The organism is Pseudomonas hunanensis (assembly GCF_013393325.1).
GTDB classification, from domain to species: Bacteria; Pseudomonadota; Gammaproteobacteria; order Pseudomonadales; family Pseudomonadaceae; genus Aquipseudomonas; species Aquipseudomonas putida_P.
Window position 1 is genome coordinate 113,616 of sequence record NZ_QJRC01000084.1, and the last position, 21,862, is coordinate 135,477.

A 21,862-nucleotide genomic window follows, 5' to 3' on the forward strand; every position below is an offset into this window, starting at 1 on the left:
TCCGCGCCCGATGCACGGGGGTCGAGCTGAGTGTAGCCAAGAATTCTCAGCGCCCCGCCCGCGCCTGCCGGCGGTATTGCTCGGGCGTGCATTGGGCCTGGCGCTGGAACATGGCGATGAACGCCGAAGCGCTGCTGTAGCCCAGGTCGAAGGCGATGGCCTGAATCGGCAGGCCAGCTTCCAGCGCTTCGATGGCGCGCAAAAAACGCAGGCGTAAGCGCCATTCGCCAAAACTGATGCCCAATTCGCGCAGAAACTGGCGGGCCAGGGTGCGTTCGCTGACATGCACTCGGGCAGCCCAGTCGGCCAACGGGCGGTTGTCGCCAGGCTCGGCGCTGAGCGCGTCGAGCACCTGGCGCAAGCCATCGCTGTGGGCAAACGGCAGGTAGCAGGCCTGGGTGGGTGCCAGCAGCAATTGATCGAGCAGAACCTGCACCAGGCGTTGGTCGCGCGGGTCTTCGGCCACCTTGAGGTCGCGGCGGGCGAAGTCGGCGAGGATGGCCTTGAGAATGTCACTGATCATCAAGCTGCACGGTTGCCGTGGCAGCGCGGCGCACAGGCTGCGGTCGAGGTAGATGGAGCGGTAGACGATGGCCTGCGGGTTGTAGCAACCATGCGCGGTGTCGGGCGGCACCCACACGGCGTAGCTTGGCGGTGACAGGAAGCGCTGGCCGGCAACGTCCAGATGCATCACGCCGTGAGCGGTGTAGTTCAGTTGACCCCAGGCGTGGCAGTGCACGGCGCTGTGGGTGTCGGCAACGAACTCATCGTGGCGGAAGTACACCGGGGCCGGGAGCTGGGTGAACTGAGGGATGTCCAGGTATTTGCGCGGCATGCTGTCTGCTTGGCAGGGTGGGTTGTCTGGATGGAAGTATAGGCTTTTAGACAGACAGTTGATAATGGCTGCCATCGGGGCCTGCTGCGCAGGCCTTGTGTCGCAAAAGGGGCGCACAGCGCTCCAAAAAATCATCGCGATACTTCAGAGAATCTCTGCAACATGAATTACCTGTTCCCCCTCACCGCCATCCTCATCTGGGCCGGTAACACCGTGGTCACCAAGATGTCCGCCGGCGCCATCCACCCCGCCGAGATCGGCTTTTATCGCTGGCTGCTGGCTGCCTTGCTGTTCACCCCGTTCCTGCTGCCCGCCGTGTGGCGCAACCGAGCGGCCATCCGCCCGCACCTGGGCAAGGTGTTCGTGCTCGGCGTACTGGGCATGGCGATGTACCAAAGCCTGGCCTACTTCGCCGCCGGCATCACCAGCGCCACCAACATGGGCATCATTCTCTCGCTGATGCCGCTGATGTCACTGGCACTGTCCATCGCCTGGCTGGGCCAGCGCCTGAGCTACGGCGCCCTGTTGGGTGCGCTGGTATCGTTCTTCGGGGTACTGGAGGTGGTCAGCGCCGGCCACCCCGCCAGCCTGCTGCAACAAGGGCTGAACAGCGGCGACCTGCTGATGCTGGTGGCTACCCTGGCCTATGCGCTGTACAGCTTCCTGCTGAAGAAATGGCAGCTCCGCCTGCCGCCGATGCAGTTGCTGTACCTGCAGGTGCTGGTGGCCATCGTCGTGTTGCTGCCGCTGTTCCTGCTGTCGGACAAAACCGGCCTGAACAGCCACAACATCGGCCTGGTGCTGTATGCCTGCGTGCTGGCTTCGATGATCGCGCCACGGGTGTGGATGCAGGCCGTGCACCGCCTAGGGCCAAGCCGCACCACGCTGTTCTTCAACCTGCTGCCGTTGGTCACTGCGCTGATCGCCGCCGGTGTGCTCGACGAGCAACTGGCCAGTTACCACCTGGTCGGCGGCTTGCTGACCCTGGCCGGCGTAGTGCTGGCCGAGCGCTGGACCACGCCGATCCGCCGCTAAAGCCCGGCGGCCTTGAGCCGGGCGGCATGTTCGGTAAACAGCCGCACGGGCTCGGCGCCCTTGCCCACAGCGCCGAGCGACTGGTTGACGATGTCCAGGTGATCGAGCGGGTAATCGTCGCCGATCACCTGCCCCAGGTGCGAACTGAAACGCCCGACCATACCGTCGCACTGGCCCTTTTCCTTGATGAAACTGCGCGCGAACAGGCGGCAGAAACGGTTGCTGCCGTCAAAACGGTTACGCCCCTGGTCGGTTAGGCCGGGCTGCAAGGTGCCCGACCAAGAGTAATAGCGCACGCCGTTGACCTCATGGGCTCCTTCCCCACCCCAGGTCTGCGGCAGGCCCTGTGGATAAGCCTGGTTGAACAGTGCCACCCCGGCACTGGTCAGCGACTGGTGCGAGGCGTGCACATCCACCGGCAGCGGCTCGCGGCGCCAGCCCGTTTCCAGCCATACCAGCAAAACGGCAAAGCCATGCAGCACGGCCTTGAGGATGCGCCCCTGGGGTGAATCGCCCGGTGCCGTGCGCGCCAGGTGGTCGGCCAGTTCCGAACCATGGTTGGGCCCGGCCACCGAGGTGACCGAAGCCACCCGCTCAGGCCGCTTGGCCGCGGCGTAGCGTGCACTCAGGGCGCCCTGGCTGTGGCCGATGAGGTTGACCTTGTCGGCGCCGGTGCGTTGGCAGATGTCTTCGATGATCGCCAGCAACTGCTCACCGCGCACCTCGCTGCAATGCAGCGGCGAAACCTGCACCGGAAATACCTGCGCCCCACCCTTGCGCAGGGCCGGCACGATGCCGAACCAGTAGGGGTAGAGCACCATCCGAACAAACCCGAGCATGCCCGGCACCAGCACCAACGGGTATCGCGTGGCCAATTCCTGTGGCATCACCCAGCCCCTTTGCGTGAACGACCGGCCAACACTACAGCGGCCATCATGACCATCGCAATCGAACTCCCGGCGTGCGCTGTGGTTCCAAACCACACAGACCCTTTGCAAGGAGCGGGACCATGTACAAGCAGACCCTGGCAGTCCTTCTGGCAAGCGCCACCCTGGCCGCCTGCGGCAGCCGCCCGGAAAACCCGGTGGACTACGTCACCTACCGCGACGAGCCGCTGGTCAAGCAGGTGGAGAACGGCATGACCATGCAGAAGGTCATCGCCATTGGCGGCAGCCCGTCGAACGTGATCGACCTGCCGCACGGGGGCACCTGCAACGACTACATCCTCAACCGCGATGGCAAACAGCAGCCCTACTACGTGCGCTTCGACGCCACCGGCCATGTCGACGCCAAAGGCTTCAAGACCTGCAAGCAACGCCAGGAAGACAGCGACGCCTTGCATGGCGCATAAGCCAATGCCCAAACCTGACCCCTGCTGGAGATAACCATGAGCAACGTTGAACTCACCGATGTGAAAACCCTGCGCGAACGTGCCCGCCAGCATGTAGAGCAAGGCGCCGTGACCGAGGGCTATCACGCCGATCGCAAAGAGATCCTGCGCCTGCTGAACGAGTCGCTGGCCACCGAGCTGGTCTGCGTACTGCGCTACAAGCGCCACTACTTCATGGCCAGCGGCATCAAGGCCAGCGTGGCAGCCGAGGAGTTTCTGGAGCATGCCACCCAGGAAGCCGAACACGCCGACAAGCTGGCCGAGCGCATCGTGCAGTTGGGCGGCGAGCCAGACTTCAACCCCGATAACCTGACCAAGAATTCGCATGCCCAGTACGTGGCAGGCAATTCGTTGAAAGAGATGGTGCTGGAAGACCTGGTGGCGGAGCGGATTGCCATTGATAGCTACCGCGAGATCATTCAGTACATTGGCGATAAAGACCCGACTACGCGGCGCATCTTCGAAGACATCCTGGCACAGGAAGAAGAGCACGCGGACGACATGTCCGACCTGTTGCAAGGGTTGTAATCGTTAGGGGCTGCTGTGCAGCCCATCGCGACACAAGGCCGCTCCTACAAGGGATCGCGTACCCCTGTAGGAGCGGCCTTGTGTCGCGATGGGCCGCACAGCGGCCCCCTGCTATTTCCGCCCTTTCACCGCCGCCGGTGCCTTGCCCGCTTTCATCTGCTGCAACAACGGCGTGCACTGGTTTGGATCATCCCCGCTGCTGGGCGCAATCAGTGCCAGCAACCCTGCCGCCGGCCCGGCCACCACACCCAGCGCCACCATTCCCGCGCCGCGCAACGCCAGCGGCAGCGCCTGCACACCGGCACTCGGTTTGGCAAACGGTCCACGCACGTACAACGGCGAGCGCAGCGAGAACAACCGCAGCCCTTTCGACTCCGGGGTGATCTTCAAGTCCAACTGCTCGGAGGCAAAATTGGCGGTGCCGTTGATGTAGATGATCGCGTTCTCGGTATCGAAGATGAACAGCCGCGTAGTCGCCAGGCCATCCTTGATACCCACATCGGCTGCCGCGCAGTTGATCTTCACGTCCTCATCACCGAACAGCTTGCCGACCACATAGTTACCCACGTTCAAACCGGCAATCTCCATCAGGCTGCGGCTGATGGCGCCATCGTTGATCAGCATGCGCAGGTCGCCATTGGCCGTACCCAGCAAGGCTGCCACCGAGTTGCCACGGCCCGTGATGTCGGCATCGCCGTTCAATTCGCCAAAGCTGGTCTGCATCGGCGCAAACGTGGGGAACAGTTGCTTGAGCTTGAAACCCCGTGCCGTCAACTGTGCCCGGCCCTGCAAGGGCACGCTGCGCCCGTCCAGGCGGATATTGGAGGCCAGGCTGCCACCGGCCACGCCAAAACGCAGGGGCTCCAGGCGCAGCAGGCCGTCATCGAGTATCACGTGGGCCGACAGGTCATTGAACGGCAGTTGCGTGCTGTGCACGATGCGCTTGCCAGCAAAAGTGACGTCAGCATCCATCGCGCGCCAGCGCTCGGTGCGGAACTCTTCAACCGGTAGCACCTTGCCCGTCGGCTGCTTGCTGGCACCACCCCGGGCCTTCTGCTCGGCGTTGGAATCGGCGCCGATCAGCGGCGCCAGGTCTTTGAACAGTAACTGGTTCGATACCAGTTTGCCGGACAGTTTGGGCCGTGGCTGGCTGGCGACGAAGGCCAGGTCACCGTGAATATCGCTGTCGCCGATCTTGCCGTTGAAGCCCTGGTAATTGAACGACGCCCCTTGTGCCGCGTGCAGGTTGGCGCTGAGGCGGCCATCGGTGGAGTAGGCCGGCGTGTCCGGCAGGGTTACCCCGGTCAACGGGTAGAGGTTGCCCAGGCTGGCACCCGACAGGCGCAAGCGCAGGTCGAGGGCGCCGAGGTTGCGCGGGTCGGTCAGGGTGCCGGCTAGCACCACGTGGGTGTCGGCGATGCGCACATCGGCCTGCAGCGGGAACGGCTGGCTGGCGTCCTGCAGCGCCAGCAGGCCGCCGATCTTGCCAGTGCCGGACACTGGCTGGCCTTTGTAGCGGCCCTGGGCCTTGAGGCCGAAGGCATAGTCCTGTGCAGCGCCAGCCTTCTCGGCGCTGGCCTTGCCGACAATGTCGCTGAACGGGATTGGCTTGCCCAGCGGGTCGATCTGCACCTTCATGCTGGTTTTCAGTGTCTGGTCGTCGAAGCTGACGTTGCCCTGGTCGAAGCCGATGGCGCCAATATCCAACTGCCACTTTGAAGGTTCCGCGTTTTCATCCTTGGGGCCGAAGTCGAACACCCAGTTAGCGCGGCCATCGGCCAGTCGGGTGAGGCTGGCGGTAGGCTTGGTAAGGTTGATGCGAGGGATGCTGATCTGCTGGAACACCAGCGGCAGCGGCGCCAGGCGGAACTCCACGCGCGCCAGGCCGACCATATCAGGCTCCTTGAGCCAGTCCGGGTTGCCCAAGGTCAGGTCCTCGGCAATGAAGTGTGGCCACGGCACCCAGGCACGCCAGCCACCCTCTTCGGGCTCGGTACGCCAATGCACAGCGAGGTTGCCATTGATTGCGAAAGGCCGGTGCAAGGCCTCGGAGACCTTCTCGTTGAGCAGCGGCTTGACGCGGTTCCAGTCGAAGGTGGCGATCACCACCACCAGGATTGCCAGCAGGGTGAACAGGCTGGTGAGGGTCCAGACGAGAATTCTGGCGGGACGCGTCATTGCGTGAATCTCCTTGCGGTATGACACAGAACAGGCACTTCAGTGGCACTCAATATCTCGGACTCATGAAAACCCATGGGGTTTTATCGATGGCGCCATGATAGCGAAGTTTTTCCTGGCCCTTTGCTCAGCAATTTATCGCGCCAGGCTGTACATGTTACCCAACGGAGGCACGGCCAGCGGTTTGCCTGCGCGCCTGAAAGGCGCTGATTAGAGGCGTTGCGAACCTCTATCAATACGGTCGATTGTTACCATTACCCGTATGAACTTCTCTCTGGCGTTACGCGGCGTAGCATTGGCTTCGTACCCACTTTCCAGCCCCCGAGAGGAGCACCGAAATCATGAAACGCCACCTGCTGACCCTGACCCTGTCCCTTTTGGCCGCCAACGCTTTTGCCCTGCCGGCTTCCGAGCAACACCTGACCGCCGAATCGCGCTCCAGCGCTGCCGAAATCGCCCAGCCACTGAAAACCGTAGCTGAAGGTGGTTCCGATCGGTTGATCGAACGCAGTGGCCGCGTTGCCGAAGGTGGTTCCGATCGCCTGATCGAACGCAGTGGCCGCGTTGCCGAAGGTGGTTCCGATCGCCTGATCGAACGCAGTGGCCGCGTTGCCGAAGGTGGTTCCGATCGCCTGATCGAACGCAGTGGCCGCGTTGCCGAAGGTGGCTCGGATCGCCTGATCGAACGCAGTGGCCGCGTTGCCGAAGGTGGTTCCGATCGCCTGATCGAACGCAATGGCCGCGTCGCCGAAGGTGGCTCGGATCGCCTGATCGAACGCAATGGCCGCGTTGCCGAAGGTGGCTCGGATCGTCTGGTTGAACTCAGCCGTGTGAGCTGATCACCATGGCCGAAAAGAACAACCTCTGTCACAACGCTTGCTCCCCTCCAGGCCCGGTCCATTGACCGGGCTTTGTTTTTTTATCTAGAGTGCCCAGCCTTACCGTCACAGAAGCCCGCATCATGCTACCGCGCGCCGAACAGAAGCTTCAGACCCGCCAGGCCCTGCTCGATGCAGCCTGCCTGCTCATGGAGAGTGGCCGTGGTTTCGGCAGTGTCAGCCTGCGCGAAGTGGCGAAGACCGCTGGCATCGTACCGACCGGCTTCTACCGGCATTTTTCCGACATGGATGCCCTGGGCCTGGCCTTGGTGGCCGAAATCGACACCACCTTCCGCCAGACCATCCGCCTGGTGCGGCAAAACGAATTCGAACTGGGCGGCATCACCGACGCTTCGGTGCGCATCTTCCTCGACGTGGTAGCCGCCCACCGCGCGCAGTTCCTGTTCCTGGCCCGCGAACAGTACGGCGGTTCGCAGGCCGTGCGCCAGGCCATTGCCCGCCTGCGCCAGGACATAAGCGACGACCTGGCCACCGACCTTGCGCGCATGAAGCGCTGGCAGCACCTGGACAGCGCCGCGCTGGCGGTGATGGCCGACCTGGTGGTGAAGACCGTGTTCGCCACCCTGCCCGAACTTATCGACAGCCCGGAAGCGGGTTACCCACAGGCGCTGACGCCGCAGGAAAAGATCACCCAGCAGTTGCGCTTCATCTTCGTCGGGGCGCGGCATTGGCAGGGCTTGGGCAACCCTCAACCCTAGTTCTGCTAACATGGCGCCCTGCCCGACAGCGACGAGCGCCGACATGTCCGACCCCCGCCCCACCCTGCCCGAACTGGCCCGTTTCAACCAGCACTTCGCCGAACGCATCGTGCCAATGTGGCAAGGCCCAGGCTGGAACGCCGACATGGCCCTGCCCTACGAGGCGCTGGACGCCCAGCACCAACCCTTGCCGGTGCAGCGCTACCGGGCCATGGCCTGCGCACGCCAGCTGTACCTGTTCAGCAGCCGTATCGGGCAACCGGGCGCCGCCGAGCGCGCATCAGCCCTGTTCCGTTCGCTGCAAAAGCACTTCCACGATGCCGAGCACGGTGGCTGGTTCTACAGCATCGACGCCCAGGGCAAGCCGCTGGACCGGCGCAAAGACCTGTACACCCATGCCTTCATCGTGTTCGCCTGCGCGCACTACTGGGGCAAGGTGCGTGAAAGCCTGGTGGAATCCACCCTCAACGCCGCGCTCGACATCATCGACCAGCAGTTCGCCCGTGACGACGGCCTGTACGAAGCCAGCCTGGGCGAAGACTGGGCCGACCTGGGCAGCGGCCCACTGCAGAACCCGCAGATGCACTTGGCCGAGGCGTTTCTGCAGGTACTGGCAGTGCGTGACGATGAACATGTCCGCCAGTCACTGCTGCAACTGTGCGAGGCGCTTGAGGCGCACTTCATCGAACCGGCCCACGGCCTGATGCTGGAAAAGCCACGCGGGGCTGTGGATAACTGGTTCGAACCGGGGCACCAGTTCGAATGGTTCTACTTGCTGCACACCTCGCCGCTGCTACGTGACACGCCGCTTTATGCGTCCATCGACCGGGCTTTCGGCTTTGCCGAACAGTTCGGAGTGAACGATGCGGCGGTGTTGGCGATGCTGAATGTGGACGGTCAGGTGCTTGATGCCACCCAGCGCATCTGGGCACAGGCGGAATACCTGCGAGCGCTTGTGTTGCGCGCGGGGGGCAAGGCGAAGCTGTCGGGGCAGTTGCAGGCGCTGCAAACGCGGTTCCTGCGGGAAGCGGGCTGGTATGAGTGCCGCGATGGTGAGGGGGCGGTGAGTCGGCATGATATGCCCTCTACTACGCCCTATCATTTGGCGACCTGCCTGGAAGGGTTGCAGCGCCTGAACTGACGCATTCGCGGGTAAACCCGCTCCCACAGTGATCGCGCCAGCTTTTAGGTTTTGTGCAAGACCGGTGCTCCCACAAGGATTGCACAGTACCTGTGAGAGCGGGTTTACCTGCGAAAAGGCCCTTGGATCAGCCCTTGGCCGACCGGTCGATCGAGAAGCCTGCCCAGTCCTGACTCACCGGCATCAGCTCCAGGCTGTTGATGTTGATGTGCGCCGGCTGGTTAAGGATCCAGAAGATGGTCTCGGCAATGTCCTGCGGCTGGATCGGCTCGGCACCTGCGTAGGTGGCGTCGTACTTGGCCTGGTCACCGCCGAAACGCACCAGCGAGAACTCGCTCTCGCACAGGCCCGGCTCGATGTTGCTCACGCGCACGCCGGTGCCGCGCAGGTCGCAGCGCAGGCTCAACGAGAACTGGCCGACGAAGGCCTTGGTGCCACCGTAGACGTTGCTGCCCGGGTACGGGTAGTTGCCCGCCACGGAACCTACGTTGAGGATCGAAGCGCCGCGGCCATGGGCGATCAGCCGTGGCAGCAGCAGCCGGGTGGTATACATCAGGCCCTTGATGTTGGTATCGACCATGGTTTCCCAGTCGTCCAGGCTACAGTTCTGCGCCGCATCCACACCCAGTGCAAGGCCGGCGTTGTTGACCAGGCCGCGAATCTTCTCGAACCCGGCCGGCAGATTGGCGATGGCCTGCTCCATTGCCTTGCGGTCACGTACGTCGAGCACCAGGCCATGCACTTCGGTCTTTGCCGACAGCTCGGCGCACAGGGCGTCCAGGCGCTCCTTGCGGCGGCCAGTGAGCACCAGCTTCCAGCCAGCTTCAGCGAAACGGCGGGCGGTGGCCTCACCGAAACCGGAAGTGGCACCAGTGATGAATACGGTGGACGTCATGCTCTGTTCCTCAAGGTAGGTTGTCATGGCAGCTTTGCAGCATGCCCTCGCCAAGCGCCGGCAGCAAGCCGTTCAAGGCACTGATCATTTTTTGTTCATATTCGGCAAACCCTTGTGACAGAGGGCTCGGCGACAGGTATGCGCATGTTATCCACAAGGCTTTCCCCACGGATTGGGGGCAACTTTTCCACCGTGCGGAATCCATTCAGCGTTCCGTGGTCGGTGGATATCTTTCAGGTGATGGCGCAAGGCTTTCAAGCATGCCGCCTGCAGCGGTCTGTCCAAGGTTTTTGCACAGAGTTATGCACAGGCTTGGCGCTAATTCCGGCATGCTTTCCGGGCTGTGGGAAACACCGAAAAAACATCCACAAGCGGGATGTGGTCAAAAAATGATCGCATTGATGGAGGGCTTGCTATCACAGGGCTGGAGCGAGATGCCACCATGTTTTCCACAGGCGGTTCCACATTATCCGTGGACAAGATCAAGCCTGTGGAAACAAGGGCTTGCGGGGGAGTATTGGCGTGTGTCGAGAGAAAGACACGGCAAGTTGTCCACATTGAGAATGGGGCTGCCTTGCAGCCCCCGAATACAACTCAGTGCCCGCCAAGGTAGGCGTTACGCACCTCCTCGTTGACCAACAGCTCCTGCCCGGTACCGGTCATGCGAATCTGCCCGTTGACCATCACATACGCCCGGTCCGACAGTTTCAGCGCATGGTTGGCGTTCTGCTCCACCAGGAAGATGGTCATCCCGGTCTTGGCCAGCTCTCGCAAGGTCGAGAAGATCTGCTTGACCACGATCGGCGCCAGCCCCAGCGAGGGCTCGTCCAGCAACAACAACTTCGGCCGGCTCATCAGCGCCCGGGCAATAGCCAACATCTGCTGCTCGCCACCGGACATGGTCATGGCCCGCTGGTTACGCCGCTCCTTCAAGCGTGGGAACAACTCGTACATGCGCTGCATGTCTTCGTCGGCATGTTTGTCGCCGATGGGGATGGTACCCATCATCAGGTTTTCCTCGACGGTCATGTCAGGGAACACCCGGCGCCCTTCCGGCGACTGGGCAATACCGTTGGAAGCGATGTAGTGCGACGACTTGCGGGTAATGTCGGTGCCGCGATAGACGATATGCCCAGACGCTGCCCGCGGCTGGCCGAAAATCGACATCAGCAGGGTCGACTTACCGGCACCGTTGGCACCAATCAGGCTGACCGTCTCACCTTCGTTGATGTGCATCGAGACCTTTTTCAACGCCTGGATCGGCCCATAGAACACGTCCAGGTCCTTCAGCTCCAGAATGGGTGCACTCATACCAGTTCCTCTTCGTCTGCACCCAGGTAGGCGGCGATCACCGTCGGGTTGTGGCGGATGTCCTGCGGCGCGCCTTCGGCAATCACGTTGCCATGGTCCAGCACCACGATATGGTCGGAAATGCTCATGACCATGCCCATGTCATGCTCGATCAGCACCACGGTGATGTCGTGCTCGTCACGCAGTACGCGGATCATGCGGCTGAGGGCTTCGGTTTCCTGGGGGTTCAGGCCCGCCGCCGGTTCATCCAGGCAGATGATTTTCGGCCGTGTGCACATGGCTCGGGCAATTTCCAGGCGCCGCTGCTGGCCGTACGACAACTCGCCGGCCAGGCGGTTGGCGCAGTCGACCAGGTCGACCACTTCAAGCCAGTAGAACGCGTGGTCCAACGCATCGCTTTCGGCCTTGCGGTAGGCCTTGGTGTTGAGCACCCCGGCCAGCAGGTTGCGATTGACCCACATGTGCTGGGCCACCAGCAGGTTCTCCACCACCGACATTTCCTTGAACAGGCGAATGTTCTGGAAGGTGCGCGCCAGGCCCGCGCGGTTGACCAGGTGGGTGCCGCCGAACATCTTGTAGTACATGCGGTTGGCAAAGCGCGCAGGCGACACGAAATCGGCCGCCTGGAAGCGTTCGCCAAGCAGCTGGATGACGTTGGTGTGGCTGCCGCGCACGTTCAGCTCGATACGCCCGCCACTGGCCTTGTAGAAGCCGGTCAGGCAGTTGAATACCGTGGTCTTGCCGGCGCCGTTGGGGCCGATCAAGGCAAAGATCTGATTGCGCCGGACCTTGAGGCTGACGTCGCTGAGCGCCTTGATGCCACCGAACTGCATCATCAGGTTGTCGACCGAGAGAATGATATCGTCGCTCATGGCGCCACTCCTTTACGCGGGGTCACACCGGTACGGCTGATGCGGATCAGCCCACGCGGTCGCCAGATCATCATCAGCACCATCAACACGCCGAACAGCAACACCCGGTACTCGGAGAAGCTGCGCAGCAGCTCCGGCGCCACTGTAAGCACGAACGCCGCGATGACCACGCCCACGGTCGAGCCCATGCCACCCAGTACGACGATGGCCAAGATCAGCGCCGACTCGAAGAAGGTGAACGACGACGGGTTGACAAAGCCCTGGTAGGTGGCGAAGAACACCCCGGCCAAGCCGGCGGTGGAGGCACCCAAGGTAAACGCCGAAAGCTTGACCAGCACGTGGTTCAAGCCCATCGAACGGCAGGCGATTTCGTCTTCGCGCAGCGCTTCCCAGGCCCGGCCGACCGGCATGCGGGTCAGGCGGTGCTTGATGTACAGCACGGCCAGCACAACCAGGAACAGCACGGCGTAGATGAACACGAACTTGAGGTTGGCGTTGTACTCGAAGCCGAAGAACTCGTGGATCGGCACCCCGCCATCCTTGGCCCGGCGGCCGAACTCCAGGCCGAAGAAGGTTGGCGAAGGCGCCGGCATGCCGTTGGGGCCACCGGTGAACGACAGCCAGTTGTTCAGCACCAGGCGGATGATCTCGCCAAAGCCCAGGGTCACGATCGCCAGGTAGTCACCGTGCATTCGTAGCACCGGGAAACCAAGGATGCACCCCGCCAGCGCCGCAGCGATGGCCGCCAGCGGCAGCACGCTCCAGAAGCCCAGGCCGAGGTACTGGTAACCCAGCGCCAGGCCGTAGGCACCGATGGCGTAGAACGCCACGTAGCCCAGGTCGAGCAGGCCGGCCAAGCCGACCACGATGTTCAGGCCAAGGCCCAGCAGCACGTAGATCAGGCCGAGGATGACCACGGTCAGCAGGTACTTGTTGGCGAAGATCGGGAAGACGATGGCAATCACGATCAGTGCAGGGATGATGTAGCGCAGGCGCGACTTGTAGTCCGGGGCATTCACATGCACGCCCGAGCCACCGCTGTCGAAGCCCTGGAGCATGCGCTGCCCAGGGGCGGTCTGCAGGAACAGGCTGAGCAGGAAGCGCCCGACCATCACACCACCGACCAGCCACGCCACGCGGCGCGGCTCGGCATTGAAGGTGTAGCCGTCGAGCACCACGCCAACGACCGGGCCAAACACGATGAGTGCCAGCAGGCCAGCGACGAGGGTCTCCAGCAGGCTGCGTTTAATGTCGAAACCCTTGGTTTCGCTAACAGAGGCAGTTTTGGCAACGGACATGTTCATCACACCTTAGCCACGAGCGGGCGACCCAGCAGGCCTTGTGGGCGGAAGATAAGGATCATCACCAGCAGCGAGAAGCTGAACACATCCTTGTAGTCGGAGTTGATCAAGCCAGAGAACAGCGACTCGGAAATACCCAGGATGATGCCGCCGAGCATGGCGCCAGGCAGTGAGCCGATCCCCCCGAGCACCGCGGCGGTGAATGCCTTGATACCGATGATGAAGCCGGCATAGAAGTCGAACGTGCCGTAGTTCATGGTGATCAGCACGCCGGCCAGGGCGGCCATCACTGCACCGATGACGAACACGTAGGAGATTACCCGGTCGGTGTTGATGCCCAGGATCGAGGCCATCTTGCGGTCTTGCTGGGTGGCACGGCACATGCGGCCGAGCTTGGTGTACTTGATCACGTAGGTCAGCAGGCCCATGCCGACGAAGGCTGCCACCAGAATGAAGATCTTGGTATAGGTCAGTTGCACGAAGCCGGTGCCGACTTCGACACGCATGGCACCTTCCAGCAAGGTTGGCACGCCTTGCTGGCGGGCGCCCTGGCTGATCTGTGCGTAGTTTTGCAGGATCAGCGAAATGCCGATGGCACTGATCAGCGGCGCCAGACGGGTGGAGTTACGCAGGGGTTTGTAGGCGATGCGCTCGATGGTGAAGCCATAGACGCCCGTGACGACGACGGTGAACAACAGCGTGCCCAACATCAGTAGCGGGAACGACTCGACGCCGAAGTAAGCCAGCAATGCCAGGCTGATTGCCGCGAGGTACGCGGAAATCATATACACCTCGCCGTGCGCGAAGTTGATCATGCCGATGATGCCATAGACCATTGTGTAGCCGATGGCGATCAGGCCATAGACCGACCCGAGGGTCAGGCCGTTGACCAGTTGCTGCAGGAAAATACCATCCATAACGCAATCTCACCTGATTGAGATTGCACGAGCGCCGACCACGGCGCGGGCCACCTGAGCGGGGCCCTCGCAGCGCAGAACTGTGCAGATCTACGAATAAAGACTGGTACCGCGGGGCTTGGGCCCGAGCATCAGCCCGGGCCGTGGGCCGTTTTTATTTTTGTTTTTCCAGCTGGTGGTATTTACCGTCTTTGTCCCACTGGTAGACCACATAGTCGGAGACGGTCAGGTCACCTTTGCTGTCCCACTTTTTCTCGCCCATGACGGTCTGCACCGGGTTGGCCTTGAGCCACTTGGCAGCGTCTTCGCCTTTGTTCGACTTGGCGCCATTGAACGCGGCGGCCAGGGCCTGCAGCGAGGCATAGGCGTACAGGGTGTAGCCTTCAGGTTCGGTACCGGCCTTACGGAACTCCTCCACCACCGCCTTGCTGTCTGGCAGCAGGCGCGGGTCGGCACCGAAGGTCATGTACACGCCATCGACGTACTGCGCACCGCCAGCGGTGGACACCAGTTCGTCGGTGACGATGCCGTCATCGGACATGAACTTGACGTCCTTCAGGCCCTGCTCGCGCAGCTGGCGTACCAGCGGGCCAGCTTCCGGGTGCAGACCACCGAAGTAGACCACGTCGGCGCCGGTGGAGCGGATCTTGGTCACCACGGCGCTGAAGTCTTTCTCGCCACGGGTCAGGCCTTCGTACAACACTGGCTTCACGCCGCGTTTTTCCAGCTGCGCCTTGGTCGCGTCCGCCAGGCCCTGGCCATAGGTGTCCTTGTCGTGCAGTACCGCGACTTTCTTGCCCTTGAGCACGTCGACGATGTAGTCGCCAGCGACGATACCCTGCTGGTCGTCACGGCCGCACATGCGGAACATGGCGCTCAGGCCGCGCTCGGTAACCTGTGGGTTGGTGGAGCCCGGAGTAATGGCGATGACACCCGCCTCGTCATACACCTCGGACGCCGGGATGGTGTTGGAGGAACAGAAGTGGCCGACCACGCCGATCACCTTGTCCTGATCCACCAGGCGGTTGGCCACGGCCACGGCCTGCTTCGGTTCACAGGCGTCATCGCCTTTGACCAGGACGATTTTCTCGCCGTTCACGCCACCGGCGGCGTTGATCTTGTCGGCCGCTGCCTGCGCACCTTTCATGTACTGCTCGCCAAACGCTGCGTTTGCCCCGGTCATGGGGCCCGCTACACCGATCTTGACGTCGGCCTGAACATACGAAGAAACACCCAGTGCCGTAGCTACGGCCAGAGCCAGGAAACCTTTCTTGTAAAACGTCTGCGACATGAGGTGGTGCTCCTAGAGTTTTTTTTGGTTGGCACTACAACTTCTCAGCCCTGTGCTCTGAGCAAGGGCCGTGCCATAGGTTTTGTCTTCCGGGAAAACACACTGTGCAGGGTGCCAGCAGGCGACCGGCGGCCTTTTCTTTATTGAGCGTGCAACCGTCTGCCGTGCGGCGGGCGCCACCACACGTACAGACAAGGAGCAACCGCCTGGTGCCATCATTGCAACCTCGGCAAGTGTTTACGTGCAACCGCCCTGTAACAGCGGACGTCACCGAAGTGCACACCGCTGGTGCGCGACTGCTACAGGCGGCACCGTTTGAAGGCTAGCCGGTGCACGGAAAAACACCTCTGTTTTGGCTGTTCTGGCTTCTTCGCGGGCCGGAACAGGCACAACAAGGCGCAAAAGGCTGGCACAATGTCGGCCATTCGCCGCTTCCGGAGCCCCCTTGATGAGCGAAAGCGCATTCGCCGAGCGCATCGTGCACAACCTGCTCGACACCGACTTCTACAAACTCACCATGATGCAGGGTGTGCTGCACAACTACCCGGACGCCGACGTCGAATGGGAATTCCGCTGCCGCAACGGCGAGGACTTGCGCCCTTACCTCGGCGAGATCCGCAACCAGCTGGAACGGCTCAACGACCTTACCCTGGACGATGGCCAACTGCCTTTCCTGGAACGCATCAGCTTCCTCAAGCCCGACTTCCTGCGCTTTCTGCGCCTGTTTCGCTTCAACTTGCGCTATGTGCGCGTCGGCATCGAGAACGACCAGCTGTTCCTGCGCCTGAAAGGCCCATGGCTGCATGTAATCCTGTTCGAAGTGCCGCTGCTGGCCATCATCAGCGAAGTGCGCAACCGCCAGCTGCACCCGCACATGCGCCTGGCCGAGGCGCGCGACCAGCTGTACCGCAAGTTCGACTGGCTGCGCGCGCATGCCAGCGACGAAGAACTGGCCGAACTGCAGGTAGCCGACTTCGGTACCCGTAGACGCTTCTCCAGCCGCGTGCAGGAAGAAGTGGTTCGCGTGTTGCGCGATGATTTTCCGGCCCGCTTCGTCGGCACCAGCAATGTCGACCTGGCATGGAAACTGGATATCAAGCCGCTAGGCACCATGGCCCATGAATGGATCATGGCCCACCAGCAGCTCGGCCCACGGCTGATCGACAGCCAGATTGCCGCGCTGGACTGCTGGGTGCGCGAGTACCGCGGCCTGCTCGGCATCGCACTGACCGACTGCATCACCATGGATGCCTTCCTCGGCGACTTCGATCTGTACTTCGCCAAGCTGTTCGACGGCCTGCGCCACGACTCGGGCGAGCCGGTGGCCTGGGCAGAAAAGGCCATCGCCCATTACCAGAAACTGGGTATCGACCCGATGACCAAGACCCTGGTGTTTTCCGATGGCCTCAACCTGACCCGCTCGCTGGAGATCTTCCGTGCCCTGCGCGGTCGCATCAACGTCAGTTTTGGCATCGGCACCAACCTGACCTGCGACATCCCGGGTGTGGCGCCAATGAGCATCGTGCTTAAAATGACCGACTGCAACGGCGCGCCGGTGGCCAAGATCTCGGACGAAGCCGCCAAGACCCAGTGCCGCGACGAGAACTTCGTCGCCTACATGCGCCACGTATTCAAAGTCCCCAGCAAGGAGTAACCCATGCAAGCGGTTCAGCAAGAGATTGCCCAGGCGCTGAAGGTACAGCCGCCGTTCGCCGACGCTGCAGCGCTTGAGGCCGAAGTTGCCCGGCGCGTGGCGTTCATCAAGGGCTGCCTGGCCAACGCCCGGCTCAAGACCCTGGTGCTGGGCATCAGCGGTGGCGTCGACTCGCTGACTGCCGCCCTGCTCGCCCAGCGCGCCATCAACGAGTTGCGCGCCGAGACCGGCGACAAGGCCTACACCTTCATAGCCGTGCGCCTGCCGTACCAGGTGCAACATGACGAGCATGACGCCCAGGCCTGCCTGGACGTGATCAAGGCCGATGAAGTGCACACCGTGGACATTGCCCCGGCGGTACGGGCTTTGGCGGCTGAAGTGGTGGAGTTGAAGAACGGCTCGCCGACGTTGGTGGACTTCGTGGTCGGCAACGTCAAGGCGCGTACGCGCATGGTCGCCCAATACACCATCGCTGGCGCCCGCGCAGGCCTGGTGATCGGTACCGACCACGCTGCCGAGGCGGTGATGGGCTTCTTCACCAAGTTTGGTGATGGTGCCTGCGACCTGGCGCCGCTGAGCGGGCTGGTGAAGAACCAGGTGCGAGCGATTGCACGCAGCTTCGGCGCACCGGAGTCACTGGTGGAGAAAGTGCCGACGGCGGACCTGGAAGACCTGGAGCCGGGCAAGCCGGACGAAGCGTCGCATGGCGTGACCTACCAGCAGATCGATGCCTTCCTGCATGGGCAGCCGGTTGACCAGGCAGCGTTCGACATCATCGTCGCCACCTACCGCAAGACCCAGCACAAGCGCGAACTGCCGTTCGCCCCATGAAAGCTTCGCGGGCACGCCCGCACCCACAGATACACCACGCAAGCTGAACCTTGTGGTGTACCTGTGGGAGCGGGCGTGCCCGCGAATAGGCCCGAAAGCCCTGCAGCGCTATCGTTACTTGACGATGACCTTGCCTTTCATCATCGAGATGTGGCCCGGGAAGGTGCAGAAGAAGCTGTAGTCACCACCGGCTTCCAGCTTGGAAGTGTCGAACTTCACTTCGGTTTCTTTTTCTGGCGCACCGATCATCGCGGTGTGGGCGATGATGTTGGCGTTATCTTCCTTCAGGTAGCCCTTTTCAATGCCCTGGCTCATGCCTTCGGTAGCAATGCCCTGCATGTCGGCAGTCTTGCTGATCACCAGGTTGTGGCCCATGACGTTCTTCGGCAGGTTGCCGGAGTGGGTCAGTTTGACGGTGAATTCCTTGCAGCTCTTGTCGACGGTGAATTCCTTGGTGGTATAGGACATTTGGTCCGTCGATTCGACAGTTACCGAGCACTCGGCGGCGAAGACAGAGGCGCTGGCGAGGGTCAGCAGGGATACCGCTACAGCTTTCGCAAACATCATGAATCTCCTTGGCAGGGTTTTATCAATTGCGAGACTGCCTGAACCCGTTCAGCCCCTTGCTGATATGGGTCAAGGGGGTGTCAAGTGGCCAGCCAGTAGAATTGTTCAATGGATTGTATACAACCAATCTAAGGGCACATCATGCCCTTTTATTGGACGATGGGACAACCTCTCATTTAGGAGCAATACCAAATGCCCATCTCCAACTTCCTGAATAGCCTGCTCGCTGCCTACGCCCATGGAGCCACCGGCGCCATCTGCGAATTCTCCCGGCCGGAGTGAAAGCGGCCTTGGAAGCGACGGACATGCACCGTACCCTGTGCACCTGAGTGACAGGAGATGAGCAATGCCCGTACGTTCCGTTTGTGTGTTCTGCGGCGCCAGCATCGGCGCCAACCCCGCCTACCGTGAAGCGGCCGTCGCGCTTGGCCAGGCCATTGCGCGTCGTGGGCTGACGCTGGTGTATGGCGGCGGCGCCGTTGGCCTGATGGGTGTGGTGGCTGACGCTGCCATGGCAGCAGGTGGCGAAGTGGTGGGAATCATCCCGCAGAGCCTGCTGGACGCTGAAGTCGGCCACAAGGGCCTGACTCGCCTGGAAGTGGTTGATGGCATGCACGCGCGCAAGGCCCGCATGGCCGAGCTGAGCGATGCCTTCATTGCCTTGCCGGGCGGGCTCGGTACGCTGGAGGAGTTGTTCGAAGTGTGGACCTGGGGGCAGCTGGGCTATCACGCCAAGCCGCTGGGGCTGCTCGATGTGAATGGCTTCTACGACAAGCTGGGCGGCTTCCTCGACCATATCGTCGAAGAAGGCTTTGTGCGGCCGCAGCACCGGGCGATGTTGCTGCTGGCGCAGCAGCCAGATGAGCTGCTAAATGGCATGGACAGCTTCGTAGCGCCGGCGGCGCCGAAGTGGGTCGACAAGAAGCCTGATTGACCTTGAGATGTTGGGACCGCTTTGCGGTCCCAACATGGATCGATCAGCGCGGGATAACAGGCTGACGTGGCTTCTTGTTGCCCTTGCCACCCTTGGCCGCTTCCTTGCGCTCCTTGGCCGCCTTCTCGTTTCGGGCAAACGCTTCGGCCTTGGCCTTCTCACGCTTGTCCCAAGGCTTGCTGCCATCGCTGGCACGCGGCGGCAGACCGGTGTGCTGGGTCAGGATCTTCTGGTCCTTGCCCACCTTGTGGCTACCCGCCGGCGTCGAGTTCTTGCGGCGCGCGCTCTGGTAGGTATCGCTCTGCGGCTGGTGCAGCGGGATCAGTTGGTGCTTACCCGGCCCGATCAGGTCGGCGCGGCCCATGCGCTCCAGCGCTTCACGCAGCATTGGCCAGCCTTTCGGGTCGTGGTAGCGCAAGAACGCCTTGTGCAGGCGGCGTTGCTCGTCGCTCTTGACGATCTCCACCCCTTCGCTCTTGTAGGTCACCTTGCGCAGCGGGTTCTTGCCCGAGTGGTACATGGCCGTAGCCGACGCCATCGGTGACGGGTAGAACGCCTGCACCTGGTCGGCGCGGAAGCCGTTGCCCTTCAGCCACAGGGCCAGGTTCATCATGTCTTCGTCGGTGGTGCCTGGGTGGGCGGCGATGAAGTACGGGATCAGGTACTGCTCCTTGCCCGCTTCCTTCGAGAACTTCTCGAACATGCGTTTGAAGCGGTCGTAGGTGCCGATACCCGGCTTCATCATCTTGTCCAACGGGCCACGCTCGGTGTGCTCCGGGGCAATCTTCAGGTAACCACCAACGTGGTGGGTCACCAGCTCCTTGACGTACTCCGGTGATTCCACCGCCAGGTCGTAGCGCAGGCCGGAGGCGATCAGGATCTTCTTCACACCCGGCAAGGCACGGGCCTTGCGGTACAGCTCGATCAGCGAGCTGTGGTCGGTGTTGAGGTTTTCGCAGATGCCCGGGAACACGCACGACGGCTTGCGGCAGTGCTTCTCGATGTCGTGGCTCTTGCAGGCGATGCGGTACATGTTGGCAGTCGGGCCGCCAAGGTCGGAGACCACGCCGGTGAAGCCCGGCACCTTGTCGCGCATCTCTTCGATCTCGTTCAGGATCGATTCGTGCGAGCGGTTCTGGATGATGCGGCCTTCGTGCTCGGTGATCGAGCAGAAGGTGCAGCCACCAAAGCAGCCACGCATGATGTTCACCGAGAAACGGATCATTTCGTAGGCCGGGATGCGCTCCTTGCCATAGGCCGGGTGCGGCACACGGGCGTAAGGCATGCCGAACACGTAGTCCATTTCCTCGGTGCTCATGGGGATGGGTGGCGGGTTGAACCACACATCCACTTCGCCATGCTTCTGCACCAGTGCGCGGGCGTTGCCTGGGTTGGTCTCCAGGTGCAGCACGCGGTTGGCGTGGGCGTAAAGTACCGGGTCGTTACGCACCTTTTCGAACGACGGCAGGCGGATCACCGACTTTTCCCGGGTCACGCTCGGGCTGTCGAGAATCTGCACCACCTTGGCTTCGTTCGGGTCTTCCTGGTCGCCCTTGGCCTGCTCGATGGCGCAGGCCTGGGTGTCCTGGGTGTTCACGTACGGGTTGATGATCTTGTCGACGCGGCCCGGGCGGTCGATACGGGTGGAGTCGATTTCGTACCAGCCTTGTGGTGTATCACGGCGCACGAAGGCGGTGCCACGCACGTCGGTGATGGTCTCGATCTTCTCGCCGTTGGACAGGCGCTGGGCCACTTCGACCACCGCGCGCTCGGCGTTGCCGAACAGCAGGATATCGGCGCTGGCGTCGATCAGGATCGAATGGCGAACCTTGTCCTGCCAGTAGTCGTAGTGGGCAATGCGGCGCAGCGAAGCCTCGATGCCGCCGAGCACGATCGGCACATGCTTGTAGGCTTCCTTGCAGCGCTGGCTGTACACCAGGCTGGCGCGGTCCGGACGGCTGCCGGCCAGGCCACCTGGGGTGTAGGCGTCGTCGGAACGGATCTTCTTGTCTGCGGTGTAACGGTTGATCATCGAGTCCATGTTGCCGGCGGCCACGCCGAAGAACAGGTTCGGCTCGCCGAGCTTCATGAAGTCGTCTTTCGACTGCCAGTTCGGCTGGGCGATGATGCCCACGCGGAAGCCCTGGGCCTCCAGCAGACGGCCGATGATGGCCATGCCGAACGATGGGTGGTCGACGTAGGCATCACCGGTCACGATGATGATGTCGCAGGAATCCCAGCCGAGCAGATCCATCTCCTCCCTGCTCATCGGCAGGAAAGGTGCTGGCCCGAAGCATTCGGCCCAGTACTTGGGATAGTCGTAGAGTGGTTTGGCTGCTTGCATGTCAGTGACCGGTTCTGGTGTGCAGGGAAATCGCGGGCGCGGAATATAGCACAAATTTTGACCAAATCCGACTGGATTCGTGGGGATTGATGAGCTGGGACGACAGTTGGGGGCGCGGGGTGTCGGCGATCACCGGCGCAGGCGGTGCCATCCTCCGCGCTGGATTCTTCGCGACTGAAGCCGCTCCCAGAGGTGTCCCTGCTAACCCAGTGAATTACGCGCTGCTACACGAAAACAGGCT

Annotated in this window: 20 protein-coding genes; 9 read left to right on the forward strand and 11 right to left on the reverse strand. The window is 62.2% G+C overall.

Annotation, left to right across the window (positions count from 1 at the left end):
• Window positions 1–46: 46 nt before the first annotated feature.
• Entirely contained in the window at window positions 47–835 is a 789-nt protein-coding gene (locus DM807_RS11655; protein ID WP_060514279.1) for an AraC family transcriptional regulator, read from the reverse strand.
• A 162-nt stretch (window positions 836–997) separates the two neighbouring features.
• Here DM807_RS11655 and DM807_RS11660 point away from each other — a divergent pair, with 162 nt between their 5' ends.
• Window positions 998–1,870, forward strand: a complete 873-nt coding sequence (locus DM807_RS11660) for a DMT family transporter (RefSeq protein WP_012274426.1) — start codon at window positions 998–1,000, stop codon at window positions 1,868–1,870.
• Here DM807_RS11660 and DM807_RS11665 read toward each other — a convergent pair.
• Complete coding sequence (locus DM807_RS11665; RefSeq protein ID WP_012274427.1) at window positions 1,867–2,757, reverse strand: esterase/lipase family protein; 891 nt, start codon at window positions 2,755–2,757, stop codon at window positions 1,867–1,869. The genes DM807_RS11660 and DM807_RS11665 overlap by 4 nt on opposite strands.
• Window positions 2,758–2,879: 122 nt before the next feature.
• On the opposite strand from DM807_RS11665, the gene osmE reads away from it, so the two are divergent.
• Window positions 2,880–3,221 carry an osmotically-inducible lipoprotein OsmE gene (gene osmE, locus DM807_RS11670; protein WP_060493420.1) on the forward strand — a complete coding sequence of 114 codons (342 nt, stop codon included), beginning with the start codon at window positions 2,880–2,882 and terminating at the stop codon, window positions 3,219–3,221.
• A gap of 36 nt (window positions 3,222–3,257) precedes the next feature.
• Window positions 3,258–3,788, forward strand: coding sequence for a ferritin-like domain-containing protein (locus tag DM807_RS11675; RefSeq protein WP_012274428.1), 531 nt, complete (start codon window positions 3,258–3,260; stop codon window positions 3,786–3,788).
• 111 nt (window positions 3,789–3,899) lie between these two features.
• Here the strand turns inward: DM807_RS11675 and DM807_RS11680 are convergent, their stop codons facing one another.
• The gene (locus DM807_RS11680; RefSeq protein WP_179027401.1) at window positions 3,900–5,966 is read right to left on the reverse strand and encodes an AsmA family protein; all 2,067 of its coding nucleotides are present in this window, start codon (window positions 5,964–5,966) and stop codon (window positions 3,900–3,902) included.
• Window positions 5,967–6,307: 341 nt separating this feature from the next.
• Here DM807_RS11680 and DM807_RS11685 point away from each other — a divergent pair, with 341 nt between their 5' ends.
• The 3 genes from DM807_RS11685 (at window position 6,308) to DM807_RS11695 (ending at window position 8,704) form a co-directional block, all read left to right on the forward strand.
• Window positions 6,308–6,805, forward strand: a complete 498-nt coding sequence (locus DM807_RS11685; protein WP_012274430.1) for a hypothetical protein — start codon at window positions 6,308–6,310, stop codon at window positions 6,803–6,805.
• Window positions 6,806–6,927: 122 nt separating this feature from the next.
• Window positions 6,928–7,563: a TetR family transcriptional regulator gene (locus DM807_RS11690; protein ID WP_012274431.1), complete on the forward strand. Its 636-nt coding sequence runs from the start codon at window positions 6,928–6,930 to the stop codon at window positions 7,561–7,563.
• Between the two features lie 43 nt (window positions 7,564–7,606).
• Window positions 7,607–8,704, forward strand: a complete 1,098-nt coding sequence (locus DM807_RS11695) for an AGE family epimerase/isomerase (RefSeq protein WP_179027402.1) — start codon at window positions 7,607–7,609, stop codon at window positions 8,702–8,704.
• Between the two features lie 127 nt (window positions 8,705–8,831).
• On the opposite strand, the gene DM807_RS11700 is transcribed toward DM807_RS11695, so the two are convergent.
• From DM807_RS11700 to DM807_RS11725, 6 genes are all read right to left on the reverse strand, one after another.
• Entirely contained in the window at window positions 8,832–9,599 is a 768-nt protein-coding gene (locus DM807_RS11700) for an SDR family oxidoreductase (RefSeq protein WP_012274433.1), read from the reverse strand.
• A 594-nt stretch (window positions 9,600–10,193) separates the two neighbouring features.
• Window positions 10,194–10,910 (reverse strand): ABC transporter ATP-binding protein, encoded by a 717-nt coding sequence (locus DM807_RS11705; RefSeq protein WP_004576969.1) that lies wholly within the window; start codon window positions 10,908–10,910, stop codon window positions 10,194–10,196.
• The gene (locus DM807_RS11710; protein WP_010955466.1) at window positions 10,907–11,782 is read right to left on the reverse strand and encodes an ATP-binding cassette domain-containing protein; all 876 of its coding nucleotides are present in this window, start codon (window positions 11,780–11,782) and stop codon (window positions 10,907–10,909) included. The genes DM807_RS11705 and DM807_RS11710 overlap by 4 nt, the downstream gene beginning before the upstream one ends.
• Window positions 11,779–13,080, reverse strand: a complete 1,302-nt coding sequence (gene livM / locus DM807_RS11715; RefSeq protein ID WP_060494688.1) for a high-affinity branched-chain amino acid ABC transporter permease LivM — start codon at window positions 13,078–13,080, stop codon at window positions 11,779–11,781. The genes DM807_RS11710 and livM overlap by 4 nt, the downstream gene beginning before the upstream one ends.
• Window positions 13,081–13,085: 5 nt before the next feature.
• Entirely contained in the window at window positions 13,086–14,000 is a 915-nt protein-coding gene (locus DM807_RS11720) for an ABC transporter permease subunit (RefSeq protein WP_012274436.1), read from the reverse strand.
• 154 nt (window positions 14,001–14,154) lie between these two features.
• Window positions 14,155–15,291 (reverse strand): branched-chain amino acid ABC transporter substrate-binding protein, encoded by a 1,137-nt coding sequence (locus DM807_RS11725; RefSeq protein WP_012274437.1) that lies wholly within the window; start codon window positions 15,289–15,291, stop codon window positions 14,155–14,157.
• Between the two features lie 448 nt (window positions 15,292–15,739).
• On the opposite strand from DM807_RS11725, the gene pncB reads away from it, so the two are divergent.
• Window positions 15,740–16,945, forward strand: a complete 1,206-nt coding sequence (pncB, locus tag DM807_RS11730) for a nicotinate phosphoribosyltransferase (protein WP_012274438.1) — start codon at window positions 15,740–15,742, stop codon at window positions 16,943–16,945.
• A 3-nt stretch (window positions 16,946–16,948) separates the two neighbouring features.
• Complete coding sequence (gene nadE, locus DM807_RS11735; RefSeq protein ID WP_060494309.1) at window positions 16,949–17,776, forward strand: ammonia-dependent NAD(+) synthetase; 828 nt, start codon at window positions 16,949–16,951, stop codon at window positions 17,774–17,776.
• 114 nt (window positions 17,777–17,890) lie between these two features.
• On the opposite strand, the gene azu is transcribed toward nadE, so the two are convergent.
• The gene (gene azu / locus DM807_RS11740; protein WP_008099951.1) at window positions 17,891–18,340 is read right to left on the reverse strand and encodes an azurin; all 450 of its coding nucleotides are present in this window, start codon (window positions 18,338–18,340) and stop codon (window positions 17,891–17,893) included.
• 349 nt (window positions 18,341–18,689) lie between these two features.
• Here azu and DM807_RS11745 point away from each other — a divergent pair, with 349 nt between their 5' ends.
• Window positions 18,690–19,277: a cytokinin riboside 5'-monophosphate phosphoribohydrolase gene (locus DM807_RS11745; protein ID WP_179027403.1), complete on the forward strand. Its 588-nt coding sequence runs from the start codon at window positions 18,690–18,692 to the stop codon at window positions 19,275–19,277.
• A gap of 43 nt (window positions 19,278–19,320) precedes the next feature.
• On the opposite strand, the gene DM807_RS11750 is transcribed toward DM807_RS11745, so the two are convergent.
• Window positions 19,321–21,621 carry a YgiQ family radical SAM protein gene (locus DM807_RS11750; protein ID WP_041166605.1) on the reverse strand — a complete coding sequence of 767 codons (2,301 nt, stop codon included), beginning with the start codon at window positions 21,619–21,621 and terminating at the stop codon, window positions 19,321–19,323.
• Window positions 21,622–21,862 lie beyond the last annotated feature (241 nt).

Bases quoted from the DNA above. Each gene is read 5' to 3' on its own strand.
- DM807_RS11685 (WP_012274430.1), top strand. From the start codon at position 6,308: ATGAAACGCCACCTGCTGACCCTGACCCTGTCCCTTTTGGCCGCCAAC.
- DM807_RS11750 (WP_041166605.1), bottom strand. From the start codon at position 21,621: ATGCAAGCAGCCAAACCACTCTACGACTATCCCAAGTACTGGGCCGAA.
- nadE (WP_060494309.1), top strand. From the start codon at position 16,949: ATGCAAGCGGTTCAGCAAGAGATTGCCCAGGCGCTGAAGGTACAGCCG.
- DM807_RS11690 (WP_012274431.1), top strand. From the start codon at position 6,928: ATGCTACCGCGCGCCGAACAGAAGCTTCAGACCCGCCAGGCCCTGCTC.
- DM807_RS11695 (WP_179027402.1), top strand. From the start codon at position 7,607: ATGTCCGACCCCCGCCCCACCCTGCCCGAACTGGCCCGTTTCAACCAG.
- DM807_RS11725 (WP_012274437.1), bottom strand. From the start codon at position 15,291: ATGTCGCAGACGTTTTACAAGAAAGGTTTCCTGGCTCTGGCCGTAGCT.
- DM807_RS11660 (WP_012274426.1), top strand. From the start codon at position 998: ATGAATTACCTGTTCCCCCTCACCGCCATCCTCATCTGGGCCGGTAAC.
- livM (WP_060494688.1), bottom strand. From the start codon at position 13,080: ATGTCCGTTGCCAAAACTGCCTCTGTTAGCGAAACCAAGGGTTTCGAC.
- DM807_RS11710 (WP_010955466.1), bottom strand. From the start codon at position 11,782: ATGAGCGACGATATCATTCTCTCGGTCGACAACCTGATGATGCAGTTC.
- pncB (WP_012274438.1), top strand. From the start codon at position 15,740: ATGAGCGAAAGCGCATTCGCCGAGCGCATCGTGCACAACCTGCTCGAC.
- DM807_RS11655 (WP_060514279.1), bottom strand. From the start codon at position 835: ATGCCGCGCAAATACCTGGACATCCCTCAGTTCACCCAGCTCCCGGCC.
- DM807_RS11680 (WP_179027401.1), bottom strand. From the start codon at position 5,966: ATGACGCGTCCCGCCAGAATTCTCGTCTGGACCCTCACCAGCCTGTTC.
- DM807_RS11720 (WP_012274436.1), bottom strand. From the start codon at position 14,000: ATGGATGGTATTTTCCTGCAGCAACTGGTCAACGGCCTGACCCTCGGG.
- DM807_RS11665 (WP_012274427.1), bottom strand. From the start codon at position 2,757: ATGCCACAGGAATTGGCCACGCGATACCCGTTGGTGCTGGTGCCGGGC.
- DM807_RS11675 (WP_012274428.1), top strand. From the start codon at position 3,258: ATGAGCAACGTTGAACTCACCGATGTGAAAACCCTGCGCGAACGTGCC.
- osmE (WP_060493420.1), top strand. From the start codon at position 2,880: ATGTACAAGCAGACCCTGGCAGTCCTTCTGGCAAGCGCCACCCTGGCC.
- DM807_RS11700 (WP_012274433.1), bottom strand. From the start codon at position 9,599: ATGACGTCCACCGTATTCATCACTGGTGCCACTTCCGGTTTCGGTGAG.
- azu (WP_008099951.1), bottom strand. From the start codon at position 18,340: ATGTTTGCGAAAGCTGTAGCGGTATCCCTGCTGACCCTCGCCAGCGCC.
- DM807_RS11745 (WP_179027403.1), top strand. From the start codon at position 18,690: ATGCCCGTACGTTCCGTTTGTGTGTTCTGCGGCGCCAGCATCGGCGCC.
- DM807_RS11705 (WP_004576969.1), bottom strand. From the start codon at position 10,910: ATGAGTGCACCCATTCTGGAGCTGAAGGACCTGGACGTGTTCTATGGG.